17 protein-coding genes are annotated in these 16517 nt (G+C 74.3%); 12 read left to right on the forward strand and 5 right to left on the reverse strand.

Features of this window, described 5'->3' with window-relative positions; all coding sequences use genetic code 11:
* Positions 1–100: 100 nt before the first annotated feature.
* Both ACIQKA_RS02455 and ACIQKA_RS02460 read left to right on the forward strand, forming a co-directional pair.
* Complete coding sequence (locus tag ACIQKA_RS02455; RefSeq protein ID WP_402539712.1) at positions 101–1444, forward strand: FAD-dependent oxidoreductase; 1344 nt, start codon at positions 101–103, stop codon at positions 1442–1444.
* A 16-nt stretch (positions 1445–1460) separates the two neighbouring features.
* Positions 1461–2399 carry a phytoene/squalene synthase family protein gene (locus ACIQKA_RS02460; protein ID WP_390107059.1) on the forward strand — a complete coding sequence of 313 codons (939 nt, stop codon included), beginning with the start codon at positions 1461–1463 and terminating at the stop codon, positions 2397–2399.
* Between the two features lie 10 nt (positions 2400–2409).
* On the opposite strand, the gene ACIQKA_RS02465 is transcribed toward ACIQKA_RS02460, so the two are convergent.
* A complete protein-coding gene (locus ACIQKA_RS02465; protein WP_390107057.1) occupies positions 2410–3189 on the reverse strand; it encodes a hypothetical protein in 780 nt (259 codons plus the stop codon).
* Positions 3190–3692: 503 nt separating this feature from the next.
* On the opposite strand from ACIQKA_RS02465, the gene ACIQKA_RS02470 reads away from it, so the two are divergent.
* Both ACIQKA_RS02470 and ACIQKA_RS02475 read left to right on the forward strand, forming a co-directional pair.
* Positions 3693–4955, forward strand: a complete 1263-nt coding sequence (locus tag ACIQKA_RS02470) for a hypothetical protein (protein WP_402539714.1) — start codon at positions 3693–3695, stop codon at positions 4953–4955.
* A gap of 140 nt (positions 4956–5095) precedes the next feature.
* Positions 5096–5605 carry a hypothetical protein gene (locus tag ACIQKA_RS02475; RefSeq protein WP_383154942.1) on the forward strand — a complete coding sequence of 170 codons (510 nt, stop codon included), beginning with the start codon at positions 5096–5098 and terminating at the stop codon, positions 5603–5605.
* A 252-nt stretch (positions 5606–5857) separates the two neighbouring features.
* Here the strand turns inward: ACIQKA_RS02475 and ACIQKA_RS02480 are convergent, their stop codons facing one another.
* Complete coding sequence (locus ACIQKA_RS02480; protein ID WP_402539716.1) at positions 5858–6172, reverse strand: hypothetical protein; 315 nt, start codon at positions 6170–6172, stop codon at positions 5858–5860.
* 832 nt (positions 6173–7004) lie between these two features.
* Here ACIQKA_RS02480 and ACIQKA_RS02485 point away from each other — a divergent pair.
* The 7 genes from ACIQKA_RS02485 (at position 7005) to ACIQKA_RS02515 (ending at position 13044) form a co-directional block, all read left to right on the forward strand.
* The gene (locus ACIQKA_RS02485; RefSeq protein WP_383154947.1) at positions 7005–7874 is read left to right on the forward strand and encodes a HipA family kinase; all 870 of its coding nucleotides are present in this window, start codon (positions 7005–7007) and stop codon (positions 7872–7874) included.
* Positions 7871–8254: a DUF3037 domain-containing protein gene (locus ACIQKA_RS02490; protein ID WP_383154950.1), complete on the forward strand. Its 384-nt coding sequence runs from the start codon at positions 7871–7873 to the stop codon at positions 8252–8254. The genes ACIQKA_RS02485 and ACIQKA_RS02490 overlap by 4 nt, the downstream gene beginning before the upstream one ends.
* Before the next feature lie 177 nt (positions 8255–8431).
* On the forward strand, positions 8432–9193 hold the full coding sequence (fabG, locus tag ACIQKA_RS02495) for a 3-oxoacyl-ACP reductase FabG (protein ID WP_376235758.1): 762 nt from the start codon (positions 8432–8434) through the stop codon (positions 9191–9193).
* Positions 9194–9228: 35 nt separating this feature from the next.
* The gene (locus ACIQKA_RS02500) at positions 9229–9996 is read left to right on the forward strand and encodes an SDR family oxidoreductase (RefSeq protein WP_383154953.1); all 768 of its coding nucleotides are present in this window, start codon (positions 9229–9231) and stop codon (positions 9994–9996) included.
* A 148-nt stretch (positions 9997–10144) separates the two neighbouring features.
* Positions 10145–11725: an ABC transporter substrate-binding protein gene (locus tag ACIQKA_RS02505; protein WP_383154956.1), complete on the forward strand. Its 1581-nt coding sequence runs from the start codon at positions 10145–10147 to the stop codon at positions 11723–11725.
* Between the two features lie 92 nt (positions 11726–11817).
* On the forward strand, positions 11818–12501 hold the full coding sequence (ung, locus tag ACIQKA_RS02510) for a uracil-DNA glycosylase (RefSeq protein WP_383433657.1): 684 nt from the start codon (positions 11818–11820) through the stop codon (positions 12499–12501).
* Positions 12502–12570: 69 nt separating this feature from the next.
* Positions 12571–13044 carry a hypothetical protein gene (locus ACIQKA_RS02515; protein WP_383154961.1) on the forward strand — a complete coding sequence of 158 codons (474 nt, stop codon included), beginning with the start codon at positions 12571–12573 and terminating at the stop codon, positions 13042–13044.
* 49 nt (positions 13045–13093) lie between these two features.
* Here the strand turns inward: ACIQKA_RS02515 and ACIQKA_RS02520 are convergent, their stop codons facing one another.
* The 3 genes from ACIQKA_RS02520 to ACIQKA_RS02530 all read right to left on the reverse strand — a co-directional run bounded on the left by ACIQKA_RS02520 (position 13094) and on the right by ACIQKA_RS02530 (position 14954).
* On the reverse strand, positions 13094–13558 hold the full coding sequence (locus ACIQKA_RS02520; RefSeq protein ID WP_402539719.1) for a hypothetical protein: 465 nt from the start codon (positions 13556–13558) through the stop codon (positions 13094–13096).
* 216 nt (positions 13559–13774) lie between these two features.
* Positions 13775–14311 carry a DinB family protein gene (locus tag ACIQKA_RS02525; protein ID WP_402539720.1) on the reverse strand — a complete coding sequence of 179 codons (537 nt, stop codon included), beginning with the start codon at positions 14309–14311 and terminating at the stop codon, positions 13775–13777.
* Between the two features lie 34 nt (positions 14312–14345).
* Positions 14346–14954: a TetR/AcrR family transcriptional regulator gene (locus tag ACIQKA_RS02530; protein WP_402539722.1), complete on the reverse strand. Its 609-nt coding sequence runs from the start codon at positions 14952–14954 to the stop codon at positions 14346–14348.
* Positions 14955–15073: 119 nt separating this feature from the next.
* Here ACIQKA_RS02530 and ACIQKA_RS02535 point away from each other — a divergent pair, with 119 nt between their 5' ends.
* Positions 15074–16516, forward strand: coding sequence for an FAD-dependent monooxygenase (locus tag ACIQKA_RS02535; protein ID WP_402539724.1), 1443 nt, complete (start codon positions 15074–15076; stop codon positions 16514–16516).
* Position 16517: the final 1 nt, after the last annotated feature.

The raw sequence follows: 16517 nt of genomic DNA on the forward strand, positions 1-16517 counted from the left end.
ACACGGTGTCGCCGACAGGACTCGGCACCGGCCGGCGCGGAACACGGCGCCGCCGACAGCGTTCGATCACCCGGCCGCCGGGCCGGGACGGGGGGTTCATGTGAAGCGGGCCGTCGTCATGGGCGGAAGCTACGCCGGGCTTTTCGCCGCCCGCGTGCTGAGCGACCACGCCGAGGACGTCGTGGTGGTGGAACCCGACGCCATCGGCCCCGACGGCCTCGGGCGGCGGACCCCGCAGCGGCACCAGCTCCACGCCCTGCTGTCCATGGGGCACGCGCAGTTGGAGCGCTGGTTCCCGGGCGTCACCGACGACCTGGTGAAGGGCGGCGCGCTCCTGGGCGAGGGCGAGGACGTGCGGTTCTACCTGGACGGGCGCCTGAAGGCACCGGTGGCCGGGGCGCGCATGCTCGGCGCCACCCGGCCGTTCCTGGAGAACCACCTGCGGCGCCGGGTCGAAGGGCTCGCGAACGTGCGGTTCGTCCGGGCGCGGGCCACCGGCCTCGTGCTCCGGAACGGCCGCGTGACCGGCGTGACCACCGCGGCGCCCGAGGGCGCCGACGGGTCCGTCGGCGGACCCGGCGACGCGGCGGGGGAGACGATCGACGCCGACTTCGCGGTCGACGCGATGGGACGCAACAGCCCCCTGGAGGACTGGCTCGTCCGGCACGGCTGGGACAGGGCGCCCGTCGACGGCATGAGGATCGACCTCGGATACGCCACCGCCCTGTTCCACCGGGGGGACGAGCTGGGCGGCACGGTCGTCGCCCACTCCAGCCCGGGGCCCGCGAGCGGCTACCTCCCCACGGTGACGGAGCCCGGCGCCCTGACCGCGGTGGAGGACGACCGCTGGTCCGTCGTCCTGGCCGGCTACGCCGACCACCGCCCCGGGCCCGACCCCGAGGAGTTCCTCCGGCGGATGCGCCGCTGCGTCGAGCCCCTCCGGACGGTGGCGGACGCCTCCACGATGATCGGCGGGGTCAGGACGTACCGCTTCGTCGAGAGCCGCCGCCGCACGTACTCCCGCCTCGACCGGTTCCCCGGCGGCCTCGTCGTCGTGGGAGACGCGCTGGCCAGCGTCAACCCGGTCTACGGCCAGGGCCTGACGCTGTCGGCGCTCGCGGCCAACGCCCTCGGCGCCCACCTCCGTTCCACTCCTTCTCCGCACCTCCCGGCCCGGAACTACTTCCGCCTCGTCGAAGCCGTCGTGGAGGGGGCCTGGCAGCTCTCCACGGCGGCCGACCTCGCACAGCCCCACGTCACCGGCCCGTACCCCCGGGGCCACCGCGCGCGCAAGTGGGTCGCCGACAGGCTCACCGAGGCGTCCGTGCTCGATTCCGCCGTGAACGCGCGGTACATGGGGGTCGTGAACATGGAGCTGCCGCCGAAGGCCCTGACCGACGTCCGGTTCCTCGCGCGCGCCGCCCGCGTGCTGATCAGCGGCTGACGGGAGGGAACCGGACATGTGGGAACGCGTCCTCGACCGCGCGGGCATCCGGGAGCCGGAGGCCCGCCGGGGATACACGGCACAGCGCCGGGCGGTGCGCCGGTTCGCCCCCGCCGAGTACACGGCGGCCCGGCTGCTGCTGCCGGCGCCGCTCCAGCCCGACGTCGTCGTCCTGGTCGCCTTCATGCACGAGACCGACGACCGGATCGACCGCGGCGGCCCGTCCGAACGCGAAGAGGCGCTCCGGCGGTGGCGGGCGCTCACGGACGGGGCCCTGGCCACCGGCGCGTCCCCGCACCCGGTCCTCCGGGCCCTCGCGTGGGCGGTCGACCGGCACCCGGTGCTGCGCGCCCGCGTGCGGGCGTTCCTCGACGGGGCCGCCCTGGAGGTGGCCTGGGAGCGGTTCGGCACGGAGGCCGAGGTCGAGCGGTACGTCGAGGAGTACTCGCTCCCCGCCCTGATGCTGTCCATGGGCCTCCTGGTGCCCGGCGGCGAGGCCGCGTCGGCCGGGTTCGAGCGCGCCTGCCTGGCGCTCATCACCGCCATGCAGCGGATCGACTTCCTGGAGGACCTCGCGCAGGACGTCCGGGAGGGCAGGATCGGCGTCTCGGACGAGGCCCTCGCCCGGCACGGCCTGACGGCCCGGGACCTCCGCGCGGAGACGGCGCGCGCGGACCGGGTCGCGGAGCTGGTCGCCGGTCGGACCGACGCCGCCGTCGCCTTCCTGGCGGCGGCGCGGCCGCTCGTCGGCCTCGCGGCCGAGGCCCACCGCCCCTTCCTGCGGGCCGTCCTGGGGGTGCAGGAACTGCGCGCGGCGGCGGTGCGGAAGGCCGGGGCGTCGCTCGTGGTCCGCCCGAGCGGGCCCTCGCCGCTCGGGTGCGGCGTCGTCCTGCTCCGGGAACTGGTGCGCCGGGGCCTTCTCCCGGCCGCGGCCCGGCGCGGGCCGCGCGGCTGAGAACCGGCCGTCACGGCTGCCGCAGCAGCCCCCGGATCTTGCCCATGAGGCGGGTGCGGGAGGGCGGGGCGAGGGCGCGGACCTGGTCGGCGATCTCCCGGAGCTCCCGCTCCTCCGGGTCGGTCGCGGGCTCCGGCGGGGAGGACCGTTCCCACGGGGGCCCTGCCTGCGGGGCCCGTTCCGACGGCTCCCGCGCCGACGGGTCCTGCTCCGGCGGCGGGGGCGTGAGGACCGCCGCGAGGGCCTCCTGGAGCCGCCCGGCGAGCCTGATGTCCGCCGCGTCGATGCTGCTGCGCAGCGCGAGGTGGCCGACGCGCTCCCCCCGGAGTGTGCTCAGGGTGAGGAGGCTCGCGTAGACGGGGCGCAGCGCCCGCGCGAGGGCCCGCCGGCCGTTCGTGCTCAGGAAGCCCGGGTCCACGTCGAAGAACTCCTCCAACGAGGCCGTCACGGCCCGGCCGGCCTCCCGGCTGCCCGAGAGGAGGGCGGAGACCATGCCCCGGGACAGGCCCAGCGCGTCCGCGATGTGGATCTGCTTGTAGGGCTTCCCGTCCGGCGCGCGCCGGGTGTCGAGCAGGAAGGCCAGACGGACCGTGAAGCCCGGGTTCAGGGCCTCGTCCGGCACCGGCTCGCCCCGCAGCAGGGCGAGGACGACCTCCTCCGGGATGCCGGTCCGGTGGGCGACCGAGTCCAGCTCCAGGTCCTCGTGGGTCATCGCCATCGCGGGGAGCAGCCCGTTGATCGCCGTGATCAGCGCCGCGAGGTCGTCCGGCGGTGGTTCGACGGCGTTCATGCGAGGCGGTCTCCGGTCTCCGGTCTTCGGCGGGAGGAGGGGTGGCGCGAGGTGGTGGCGCGGAGGGGCGGGGCGGGTGCAGGTTAACCGTCCGTCGCCGCCCGCGTCACGGCCGCCCGCCGTCCGGGGGAGCGTCTTCGGCCATGAAGTTCACAATTGTTGACACGGTGGGACGGGTGCAGCAAGATCGGTGAACGTGCCGGTCCCTCGGGGGACCCGGCGTGCCGACCGCGTACGGCGGTGCGCGAGCCGGCACGCGGAACCCCGGGGGGACGGGTACGAGGAGGGCCGCCCGCACGGGACGCGGCGTCGCCGCTCCACGGTCGTCGCGACCGGCCGGACCACCGGCACGGAAACCAACCCGAACCGCAGGGGGTGCTTCGAGGCGGGCGTGCCGCGACCGCGCCGGCCTCGGGAACGGCCCTCGGCCCCGCCCGGGAAGGCGGTGCTCCCGGCTGCGGCCCGGTCCGGCCGGCTCCCCCGCCCGCCAGAGGGAGCTCTGCATGTCTCGCGCACCGGACGCCCCCTCCGCCCGTCGGCCCGCCCCCGGCACCGTCGCCGTCGTCGCGCCGCACGGTGACGACGACGGCCACCTCCGCGAGTACTCCCGGCTCGGCTGGGACTGCGTCGCCGTGGTCCTGCCGGACCACGAGCGCCCCGCCCCCCACCGCGACCACGTCGTGGACGTCCCCGGATACTCCGTCACCGTCGCCCACAACGGAATGCGGCACACGGTGAAGAGGCTCGCGGGCAGGGGCGTCGACCTGGTGGTCGCCGGGAGCGGTTCGGGCGTGGGGCTCGCCGACCGCCTCTCCCGCCTCCTCGGCCTCCCCGGGAACGACCCCGGCACGACGTTCGTCCGGACCAACCGGGCGATCCAGGCGGCCGCGCTGGGCGATTCGGGGATCGCGTCGGCCGCGTCGATGTACTCCACCGACGTACGGGACGCCCTGCGGTGGACCGACATGGTCCGCTTACCGTCCTACGTCGTCGCGGCGGCCGACAGCTCGGTGACGGCGCGCCCCGTCGTCTGCGCCACGCCGGACGAGGTCGCCGCCGCCTGGCGCCGGACGGGCCGGGCCGCCGTCCACCAGGCCGGGTCGGGCGAGGTGATGGTCCAGCAGCGCGTCCCCGGCCCGCAGTACCTCGTCCAGACCATCAGCGGCCCCACGCCCGGCGAGCACCTGGTGTCCGCCGTCTGGGCCGAGATCCGGACGGACGCGCGCGTGCACGACCGCTCCGAACTGCTCGACCACCGGGGGCCGCTCTTCCGCGCGCTGTCGCTCCACGCCCTGCGGGTCCTGCCCGTGCTCGGCATCGCCCACGGCGCCGCCCGGCTCCGGGTGGCGTGGTGCGAACGGCGCGGCCCGGTCCTGCTGTCGGCGCGCGCCTTCGCCCAGCCGTCCCCGGCCGACGACTACTCCCCTTCGGTCAGCCACATCGCCGCGGCGGCGCGCGCGGCGACGACCGACGGCCTGGGCAGGGCGTCGGCGAGCCGCGAGCGGGCCGTGATGCGGGTCTCCCTCGCTGCCCCCGCCGACGGCTGCGTGCTCGACGCCGCCCTGCTCCGGACCATCTCGACCCTGCCCACCCTCGCCCACATCATCCGGTTCGCGCGCCCCGGCAGCCCCCTGCGCAAGACCCTCGACCGGGCCTCGTCCCCCGGCGAACTCGTGCTGACCGGCGCCGCTCGCGCGGTCGAGGAGGACTACCGGCTGATCCGCTCCATCGAGCGGGTCGGTCTCTACGCGGGGCGGTGCGGGTGAGGGGAGGGGCACCGGCACCGGGTCCGCCCGGGAAGGGGAAGGCATCCCTCCGGGTCCCGGGGCGGACGACCCCTCAGGACCCCGGGATACACTGCGGCGCTCCGCCCCGACTGGAGGTCGCCCGAGTGTTTCCCGGACGGATGCCCGCCGCTGTCCTGGCGGTTCCGCTGCTTCTCGCCCTGTCCGGCTGCTCCTCCTGGATCTGCACCGACACGACCGCGCCGCGCGGCGAGGCCGCCGCCGAGGTGCGGGTCCAGAACGTGTACGGCCAGCCCTCCGGCGTCACCGCCGAAGTCGTCGACTGGCACCTCGAACCCCATCCGCAGGTGCCCCACGAAGGGGACCAGGTCCGCTTCCGCTTCCGCTTCGACGGCGCCGACGAGTACTCCGGCACCTTGCTGGACGTCTGCGCGGTGGACGAGGACCGGGTGGTCCTCGGATGCCAGGAGGTCGAATCGGCCCGGGCGTTCGGGCCGGGCCCCGTCGCCGTGGGGGACGACTGGCTCGGCGTCGAACACCCCGAGCGGGTCGCCGAACTCCTCCTGATCCCCAACGACCGGTCCCACCTCGGCCGCAGCTGCGAGAGCGACCCCAAGGACGGCGGCGGGACGCACCCGCCGGAGACGCCCGGCCGGGGCGAACGGCTCTGACCTCCGCGCGGCCGCCCGTTCCCGGGGCCCCTCTCGGGAGGCGCGGTCCTCGGCCGGCGCCGCCGCGAGCCCCGGGACGCCGAGCGCCTTCTCCTGCGCGGGCGTGGCCCGGTGGAGGCTGTCGCTCAGCTGGTGGGGGTCCGCGTCCAGGTCGTAGTACTCGCGGAACGTGACCCGGCCCGTCCCGCCGACGTTGCCCGCGGCGTCCGTGTGGAGCTCGTGGTACTCCGTGTGCCGGCGGTCCTTGGCGACCTACGAGGACCAGGTGTTCTGCCCCTCCGTGCCCGCGCCCTGCCTCCACCACTCGATCAGCAGGTGGGCGCGGGAGCGCCCGCCGAGCAGCGAGCGCCCGTCGTGCGGCGTGTCCGGCGCGATCCCGGCCGCGTCGAGCGCGGTCGGCGCGATGTCGACGTTCGCCGCGATCCGGTCGTCGGTCGTTCCCCCGCCGAGGCCGCCGGCGGGCCAGGAGAGGTAGAACGGCACCTCGTGGGCGGGCCGGTGGGGCATGCCCTTGCCGCCGAGCCCGTGGTCGGCCCAGTGGAAGCCGTTGTCGCCGATGCAGATCACCAGCGTGTCGTCCGACTGGCCCAGCGCCGCCGGCTTGTCGCGGAACGCCCCCCTCCCGCGTCGTCCACCGAGCGCAGCGTCCGCAGCTGCTTCGCCCGCGTCAGCCGGCCGTCCGCGAGCGTCTGCGTCGCGTCGCGCACGTACGCGGGCCTGTCGCCGCGGTCGGCCCCGGGCACGGACGCCCGCCCCAGGCCGGCACGTCGGTGCCGGCGTACTTGGGCCCGGGGGTGTGGGGCCCGGGGGAGGCGCACGGGGTGACGTACGCGGACCAGGGCCGGCCGTCCGTGCGGGACTTGTCGATGAACGCCGGCGTCCGGTTCTTCACCACGGTGGTCGTGCAGCCGGGCACGGTCCGCACGGTTCCGTCCACGTTGAACGTCCCGTCCGCGTGCGACGGCTTGAGCAGCGCGAACTCCTCCGGGACCGGACGTTTTCGATGTGGGCACGACGAAATCCTCTCGGCCGTGTGCGGAGCGACGAAGGCGGCGGACAGGACGCCACGGCCGGGCCCGCCCGCGATCCATGCGCGCGGGACCAAGGAGTTCGTTGCCGCGTTGTTGCCGCGGCGCTTCGCCCCGCTCCGCGGGAGGCCCGCGCCGGACGCGACCCCGGCGTCGCGCGGCCCCGGGGGGAACCACGGCTCCGGCGCGGAGCCCCCGGCCCGGCGGTCCGGGCGCTCCTCGCCGACGACCGCCCCCCGGTTACTATCCTCACTTCATGCCGGAACCCGGCGGAAAGGGGCGCGGCGCCGTCGACCGGCGATCTCCGCCCCTTCGCTCCCGGAGGCCGTGCCCGTGGAACACGAGGCTGAAGAGATGGGTGGCCTGGGAAAGTGTTGGAAGAGGTCGTAGCGACCCGCTATGTCACGCCCCTGCGTGAGGGCGGCTCGCTCCCCGGGATCGTCGAGGCCGACGACCTCGGCACGTACGTCATGAAGTTCACCGGCGCGGGACAGGGCCGCAAGACCCTGGTCGCCGAGGTGATCTGCGGGCAGCTCGCCCGCCGGCTCGGGCTGCGGGTGCCCGAGCTCGTCGCCATCCGGCTCGACCCGGTCATCGGGCTCTCCGAACCCGACCAGGAGGTGCAGGAACTGCTCAAGGCGAGCGGCGGGCTCAACCTGGGCATGGACTTCCTGCCGGGATCGCTGGGCTTCGACCCGCTGGCGTACGAGGTGGACCCGGCCGAGGCGGGCCGGGTCGTCTGGTTCGACGCGGTGATCAACAACGTCGACCGGTCCTGGCGGAACCCGAACATGCTCGTCTGGCACGGCGACCTGTGGCTCATCGACCACGGCGCCACCATGATCTGGCACCACAACTGGCCGGGGGCGCCGGCGTCCGCGGCGAAGCCGTACGACGCCTCCGACCACGCGCTCGCCCCCTTCGCGCCCGACGTCGCCGCCGCGGCCGCCGAGCTCGCGCCGCTCGTCACCCGCGAACTCCTCGACGAGGTCGCCGCCGACGTGCCCGACGAGTGGCTCGTCGACGAGCCCGGCTTCACGGGCCCGGACGAGGTGCGCGCCGCCTACGTCGAGGCGCTGCTGCCCCGCGCCGCCACCATCCACGAGCGGATCACGCTCGGACCGCGGACCGAGAACCGGCCCCAGCAGCCGCCCGGCTGGCTCGCCGACCGCCTCGCGCCCCGTGCGCGCCCCAGCGGGAAGACCGCCGGGAAGCCCGTCGAGAAGGACAGCACCACGTGAGCGACCGTGACGTCTTCGAGTACGCGCTGCTGCGCGTGGTGCCGCGGGTCGAGCGCGGCGAGTGCTTCAACGCGGGCGTGGTCGTCTACTGCCGCGCCCGCTCCTTCGTGGCCGCCCGCACGCACCTGGACGAGTCCAAGCTGACGGTGCTCGACCCGGCGGCCGACGTGACCGGCGTACGGGCGGCCCTGCGCGCCGTCGAGGGGGTCTGCCTCGGCGGGGACGCGGCCGGGCAGGCCGCGCGCGACGACGCGGGGCGCCGCTTCCGCTGGCTGATCGCGCCGCGCTCCACGGTCGTACAGCCGGGACCCGTGCACACGGGCCTCACCGCCGATCCCGAGGCCGAGGTGGAGCGGCTGCTCGATCTCCTCGTGCGCTGAGCGCCCGCGCCCGGACGCAGAGTGACCAGGTGCACCCGGTGGGCCGTTGACACCGGGTGCCGGGGCTTCTAGCGTCTCGTCTGCGGACGATACTAAGCGGTCGCTCATGTGCGGGACGCAGGAGCGGACGCCGGTCGGCCGCCACCAGGGACGATCCAAGGGCGAGGAGAACCAAGCATGTCCACCACCGAGCAGCGCGTAGCCGTCGTCACGGGGGCCGCACGGGGCATCGGCGCGGCCACCGCGCTCCGCCTCGCGGCCGAGGGCCGCGCCGTCGCCGTACTCGACCTCGACGAGGCGGCCTGCAAGGACACCGTCGAGAAGATCACCGCCGCGGGCGGCACCGCCCTCGCGGTCGGCTGCGACGTCTCCGACGGCGCCCAGGTGGAGGCCGCCGTCGCGCGCGTCGCCGCCGAGCTCGGGGCGCCGACGATCCTCGTCAACAACGCGGGCGTGCTCCGTGACAACCTGCTCTTCAAGATGTCCGAGTCGGACTGGGACCTCGTCATGAACGTGCACCTCAAGGGTGCCTTCCTGATGGCCAAGGCCTGTCAGAAGCACATGGTGGACGCGGGCTTCGGCCGGATCGTCTCCCTCTCCTCCTCCTCGGCGCTCGGCAACCGCGGCCAGGCCAACTACTCCGCGGTCAAGGCCGGTCTGCAGGGCCTCACCAAGACCCTCGCCAAGGAGCTCGGCAAGTTCGGCGTCACCGCCAACGCCGTCGCCCCGGGCTTCATCGTCACCGAGATGACCGCGCAGACCGCCGAGCGCGTCGGCATGGGCTTCGAGGAGTTCCAGGCCGCCGCCGCCTCCATGATCCCGGTGCAGCGGGTCGGCCGCCCCGAGGACGTCGCCAACGCGATCGCCTTCTTCACGGGCGACGACGCCGGCTTCGTCTCCGGCCAGGTCATGTACGTGGCCGGCGGCCCGCTCAACTGACGACCGGCAGCGGCAGGGAACAGGAGGAGACGGACATGAGCACGCAGGAACCGCCGGAGCTGTCCGGCAGGGTCGCCCTGGTCACCGGGGCGAGCCGGGGCATCGGCTACGGGATCGCCGAGGCGCTGGTCGCCCGCGGCGACCGGGTCGTCATCACCGGGCGCGGCGAGGAGGCCCTCAAGGAGGCCGTGGAGCGGCTCGGCGCGGACCGGGCGATCGGCGTCCCCGGCAAGGCCCACGACGAGGCCCACCAGGCCGCCGCCGTCGAGGCGGCGATGGACGGCTTCGGCCGGGTGGACTTCCTGGTCAACAACGCCGGGACGAATCCGGTCTTCGGCGCCATCGCGGACCTGGACCTCAATGTGGCCCGCAAGGTCTTCGAGACCAATGTGATCTCCGCGCTCGGTTTCGCGCAGCGGACCTGGCACGCCTGGCAGAAGCAGAACGGCGGGGCGATCGTGAACATCGCCTCGATCGCCGGCGTGTCCGCCTCGCCCTTCATCGGGGCGTACGGAATGAGCAAGGCCGCGATGGTCAATCTGACCCTTCAGCTCGCGCATGAATTCGCGCCGGTCGTGCGAGTGAACGCAATCGCCCCGGCCGTTGTCAAGACGAAATTCGCGCAGGCTCTCTACGAGGGCCGCGAGGCGGAGGCCGCCGCCTCCTATCCGCTCGGCCGGCTCGGCGTTCCGGCGGACATCGGCGGCGCGGCCGCCTTCCTCACCTCCTCCCAGTCGGAGTGGATCACCGGGCAGACGCTCGTCGTCGACGGCGGGATTTTCCTGAACGCCGGAGTCGGGTGACCGATAACCGGACACTTTCCGGAATTCGTGTCCGGATTGGGCCCGGTTCTGCATCGAATGCCTCAAGTGCCCCGTCGGGCTCGAACATTGACCTGACGGGGTGCTGCGGTATCGTCGGCCGACCCATGGCTGAACGAGGAGCGTGCACGTGTTCAACCGGACCAGTCTGCAGGCGGCTGCAGCCCTTGTGTCCATATCCCTGGTGACCGGATGCGGTGTCTTTTCGGACAGTGAATCCGCCGGGGATCAGAGGCTCGTGGTCGGCACGACGAGTTCTCCCTCCACGCTTGATCCGGCCGCGTCCTGGGACAATGCCTGGGAACTCTTCAGGAATGTCTTCCAGACCCTGGTGAGTTTTCCGACCGGCAGCACGACCCCGCAGTCGGACGCCGCGGACTGCAAGTTCACGGACACCGCCAGCCGGGTCTTCGAGTGCAAGCTCATCGACGGCCTCACGTTCTCCAACGGGCACAAGCTGGACGCCAGGGCCGTGCAGTACTCGATCGAGCGCATCCGCACGATCAACCACAAGGGCGGCCCCAACGGCATGCTCGGCTCCCTCGACAAGATCGAGACCGTCGGCGACCGCACGGTCGTCTTCCGCCTCAACAAGTCGGACGCCACCTTCCCGTTCGTCCTCGCCACCCCCGCCATGTCCATCGTGGACCCGGCCGACTACCCGGCCGACCGGCTCCGCTCCAAGGACGGCAAGGTCAGCGGCTCGGGCCCCTACACCCTCGACGCGTACACCGAGGGCGAGTCGGCCGAGCTGACGAAGAACGCCACGTACAAGGGGTTCGCCACCCTCAAGAACGGGGGGGTGACCATCAAGTACTTCAAGGAGTCCGAGGCGATGGTCACGGCGCTCCGCAAGAAGGAGATCGACGCCACCTACCGCGGCCTCACCGCCGAGGAGGTCGTCTCCCTCCAGGACGACAAGCCCGAGAACCAGGGCCTCCAGCTCGTCGAGTCGACCGGCGCCGACATCCGCTACCTCGTCTTCAACACCCAGGACCCCTCGGTCGCCAAGCTCCCCGTCCGCAAGGCCATCGCCCAGCTCGTCGACCGCGACGAACTGGTCAGCAGGGTCTACCAGGGCACCGCCGAACCCCTGTACTCCATGGTCCCCAAGGGCATCGCGGCCCACACCACCAAGTTCTTCGACCGCTTCGGCACGCCCAGCGTCGAGAAGGCCACCGAGCTCCTCCGCGAGGCCGGCATCGACAAGCCCGTCAAGCTGACCTTCTGGTACACGACGGACCGCTACGGCTCCTCGACGGCCGCCGAGTTCGCCGAGCTCAAGCGGCAGCTTGAGGAGTCCGGGCTCTTCGAGGTCACCCTGAACGGCAAGCCCTGGACGGAGTTCCAGGCGGCCTACCAGAAGGGCGAGTACCCGGTCTTCGGCCGCGGCTGGTTCCCCGACTTCCCGGACCCGGACAACTTCGTCGCGCCCTTCGTGGGCAAGGAGAACGTCCTCGGCACGCCCTACCTGAGCCCCCGGATCACCAACGAGCTCCTCCCGAAGTCCCGCCGCCAGAGCGACCGCGGGACCGTCACGGACGAGTTCGTGGCGGCCCAGGAGATCATGGTCCAGGACGTCCGGCTGCTGCCCCTGTGGCAGGGCAAGCTCTACATCGCGGCCCGCGAGGACATCGGCGGCGGAGAACGCGCCCTCGACCCGCAGACGGTCATGCAGATGTGGGAACTCCACCGCCGGGCCAGCTGGTAGGCGGACGCCGCGAGGACCTGCGGGGGCCGCTGTCAGTGGCCCCCGGTAGGTTCTGGGACGTAGACAGGAACGTCCACCGGAGGTTGTTGACCGTGACCGACACCAGCATGCTGCCCGAGTCCTGGCGGGGTGTTCTCGGCGAGGAGCTGCAGAAGCCGTACTTCGCCCAGCTCACCGAGTTCGTCGAGGAGGAGCGCGCCAAGGGACCGGTCTTCCCTCCGAAGGACGAGGTGTTCGCCGCCCTCGACGCCACCCCGTACGACAAGGTGAAGGTCCTGATCCTCGGTCAGGACCCCTACCACGGCGAGGGCCAGGGCCACGGCCTCTGCTTCTCGGTCCGCCCGGGCGTGAAGACCCCGCCCTCCCTGCGGAACATCTACAAGGAGATGAACGCCGAGCTCGGCCTCCCGGTCCCGGACAACGGCTACCTGATGCCGTGGGCCGAGCAGGGCGTCCTCCTGCTCAACGCCGTGCTGACCGTCCGCTCCGGCGAGGCGAACTCGCACAAGGGCAAGGGCTGGGAGAAGTTCACGGACGCGGTGATCACCGCCGTCGCCTCGCGCCCCGACCCGGCCGTCTTCGTGCTGTGGGGCAACTACGCGCAGAAGAAGCTGCCGCTCATCGACGAGGAGCGGCACGTGGTGGTGAAGGGCGCCCACCCCTCGCCCCTGTCGGCGAAGAAGTTCTTCGGGTCGCACCCCTTCACGCAGATCAACGAGGCCGTGGCGGCGCAGGGCCACGAGCCGATCGACTGGCGCATCCCGGACCTCGGCTGAGCCTCGGCCCGATCGGGGCCGGGTGCGGCTAGCGTCGGCCCTCCCAGTGGTGATCTTGTGGAGGTCGCGGTGACCGAGCAGCAGCAGGTGTCGGACGACGGGGTCATGACCAGGATCGGGCAGGCCCTGATGCTGCTCCACGGCGGCGACCGCGAGGAGGCCCGCAACCGCTTCGGGCTGCTCTGGCAGCAGATCGGCCCGGACGGGGACCCGCTGCACCGCTGCACCCTCGCGCACTACATGGCGGACGCCCAGGACGACCCCGACACCGAGCTGGCCTGGGACCTGCGGGCGCTGAGCGCGGCCGAGGACCTCACGGACGAGCGGCTCGCCGCGCACGACGCCTCGGCGGCGGTCCGCGCCCTGTACCCCTCGCTCCACCTCAACCTGGCCGCCGACTACGCCGGGCTCCACCGGCCCGACGCCGCGCGCGCCCATCTGGACCGGGCCCGCGCGGCGGCGGGCCACCTGGACGACGACGGCTACGGGAACGGGGTGCGGGCCGCGATCGAGCGCCTGGAGCTGCGGCTGCGGGCGGAGTGACGGACCGCCGCCCGCCCGCGGTCGGCCCCCTCGCCCCCGTGCGCCCGGCTCACCCGATGTACGGGGCGGGGCAGACGCCCGGCCGGCCGGGGCCCAGGGCGCCGTACCGCTCGCCCAGCGCGCAGACGTCGGACGGGGAGAGCGGGGGCCTCACCGGCGGCTCCACCGCCCGGGGCGGCCCGGTCGGCGCGGACGGGCCGGTCGACGCGGACGGTCCGGGCCGGTCCGGCCGGACCGGCGGACGCGGGTCTTCGCGCCGGGGCGGTACGGCGCCGGGGCGCGGCGCCTCCGGGAGCGCCGGGGCCGCCGACCGCCGCTGCCGCTCGGCCGCGGGGGTCGCGCGGGGCGCGGCGGACGGCGGGGGAGCGGGGAGCGCCGCTTCGAGGGCCTCGCGGGCCGGACCGTCGACGATCTGCGGCGCGACGTCCTTCCCGGTGCGTACGGGCTCCGCCGCCGGAGCGGGGGCGGGCGCCGTCGGCGCGTCCACCGAGACGCAGCCGGTCAGGGCGGCCATCGCCGCCCCTAACAGGATCTTCGCTGTGGTTCGGGTTCCATGCACCCGCGCCACTCTGCTGCTCCGGCGGTGGTCTCCGCGCCCCTACCGGCGGGGAATGCCCCGCACGGGTGAGCCGGCGCGCATCCGGCCTTGACCCCACCGGCCGGACGGACGGCGGGGTGACGGGGACGGCGGCGCGGCCGGACGGGCCGGCCGCCGGTCGCGCGGTCCGGATCAGTCGCCGGTCGCGCCGTCGATCCGCTCCCGGAGCAGGTCCGCGTGGCCGTTGTGGCGGGCGTACTCCTCGATCATGTGGAGGTAGATCCAGCGGAGGTTGAAATCCTCCCCGTTGCGGCGCCTGCCGACGGCCCGGTCGTCCAGGCCGTGGGCCGCCGCCAGGGTGCGGGCGTGGGCGATCTCGGCCTGCCAGGTGGCGTAGGCCTCCTCGTAGGTGTCGCCCTCCTCGGTGTGGATGTCCCGGTCGTGGTCCTCCTCCGTCGAGTAGATCCAGACGGCCTCCTCGCCGGCCAGGGTGCGGCGGAACCAGCCGCGCTCGACCTCGGCCATGTGCCGGACGAGACCGAGCAGGTTGAGGTCCGACGGCGGGGCGGAGGGGGTGCGCAGCCGGGCGTCGTCGAGCCCCTCGCACTTCCTCGCGAGGGTCGCGCGGTGGAAGTCGAGCCACTGCTCCAGCGCTTCGCGCTCGCCCGAGGTGGTGGACGGCGGGACGCGCGGGACCGTTCCGGTCTGTTCGGTCGTCATGCCGGGCATCGTTCCCCACGACCGGAGGGCCACGCCAGCGAATTCACGCCCGTGCGGCCCGGCCCCCGAGCATGCCGCGCAGCAACTCGTCGATCCCGGTGCGCAGTTCCGCGAGGTCCGGCACGGCCGAGTGGAAGGAGCCCGCCGCGCAGGAGAACATCAGCCCCTCGGACCAGGCGATCAGGGAGAGGGCGTGCCGTTCGGGGGCCGCCGAGCCGGCCGCCGCCATCATCGCGGTCAGCGGGCCGTGGAACACCGCGCCCGCCCGGTCGAAGAAGCTCCGCAGCTCGGGGCGGCGGGTGGCCTCCAGGGCCAGTTCGTAGCGGGAGACGAGCAGGGGCCGGTGGTCGGTGAGGTAGCGGTGCAGGGCGAGGGCGAGCGCGTCCACGAGCGCGTCCCCGCCGCCGTCCGGACCGGGCATCTCGTGCGGAGTGAGGACCCGGGACTCCAGCTCGACCTGGCGCCGCACGGCCGTCTCCAGGAGGGCCTGGCGGGTGCGGGCGTGGTTGGACGTCGACCCCTGCGGCAGCCCGGCCCGCTCGTCCACGGCGCGGTGGGTGAGGCCCCGCATCCCCCGTTCGACGAGCAGGTCGAGGGCGGCGTCGCCGATCCGGTCGGCACGCGGGGCGGAGGGGTCCGGCGCTGCGGTCATGGAGGACAACCTACTACCGACCCCTCCTGCCCTCACTGCATCTGTAGTACGGTCGTGGTGCCGGGCTCACTACACCTGTAGTCCCCGGTTCGGCGGATTCCCGACCCGAGGGGGCAGTCATGGAACAGCACGGAGCCGAAGCGAATCGCGGCGACACCGAGGCCGACCGCACCCGTGCCGACCGGGCCCGTGCCGCGCACACCGATTCCGCGCACGCCGATTCCGGCCGTGCCGACGTGAGCCGCACCGACATCGATCACGCCGACGCCCATGCCCACCGCGCAGCCGCCGACGCCCACCGCACCGACGCCCACCGCACCGACGCCCACCGCACCGACGCCCGCCGTCCCGCCCCCCGCCGCCCCGACGCGCCCCGCGCCGTCGTCGTCGGGGCCGGCGTCGGAGGGCTCACCGCCGCCGTCGCCCTGCACCGGAGGGGCTGGCGGGTCACCGTCCTGGAGCGGGCCGCCGACCTCACCCCCGTCGGGGCCGGCATCGGCCTCGCGCCCAACGCCCAGCGGGCCCTGGACGTCGTCGGCCTCGGCGACCGGGTCCGCGCCCTCTCCGCCTGGCAGGGGGACGGCGGCATGCGGACCCCCGGCGGCCGCTGGCTCGTCCGCACCGACGCGAGGGCCGCCGCCGCGCGCTTCGGCGGCCCCCTCGTCCTCCTCCACCGCGCCACCCTCGTGGGGATCCTCACCTCCGCCCTCCCGGCCGGGACCGTGCGGACCGGCACGGCCGCCGCGGTGGCGGACCCGGGGGACGACCACCGCCCGGCCCGCGTCACGGCCCGGAGCGACGGAGGGGAGACGGAGTGGGAGGCCGACCTCGTCCTCGCCGCCGACGGCATCCACTCCGCGATCCGGCGGGCGCTCTTCCCCGACCACCCCGGGCCCCGCTACTCCGGCCGCACCAGCTGGCGGATGGTCGTCCCCGCCCCCGGGCGGCCCTTCGCGCCGCACGAGACCTGGGGCGCCGGACGGCTGTGGGGCACCCAGCCGCTCAAGGACGGCCGGGTCTACGCGTACGCCATGGCCACCGCCCCCGAGGGCGCCCGCGCGCCCGACGACGAGAAGGCCGAACTCCTGCGCCTCTTCGGGGACTGGCACCACCCGGTGCCCGAGGTCCTCGCCGCCGTCGACCCCGGCCGGGTCCTGCGGCACGACGTGCACCACCTGATCACCCCGCTGCCCGCCCACCACCGGGGCAGGGTGGTCCTCCTCGGGGACGCCGCGCACGCGATGATGCCGTCCCTCGGCCAGGGCGGGAACCAGGCGGTGGAGGACGCCGTCGTCCTCGCCCACCACGTGGGCGCCGGGGACGGGTTCACGCCGAGCCGCGCGCTCGCCGCCCACACCGCGGACCGGCTGCCGCGCACCACCGCCGTCGTCCGCAAGTCCGCCCGCGCCGGAGCGCTCACGACGCTCTCCGCCCGCCCGGCCGTCGCCCTGCGCTCGGTCCTCGTCGGCGCGGCCTCCCGCCTCGGACCCGGGTTCCTCCTGCGGGGCCTCGACGGCATCGCCGACTGGCGGCCGCCCGGCGGCCCCGGCCGTCCCGCGTAAG

The organism is Streptomyces sp. NPDC092045 (genome assembly GCF_044756005.1).
Classification (GTDB): domain Bacteria; phylum Actinomycetota; class Actinomycetes; order Streptomycetales; family Streptomycetaceae; genus Streptomyces.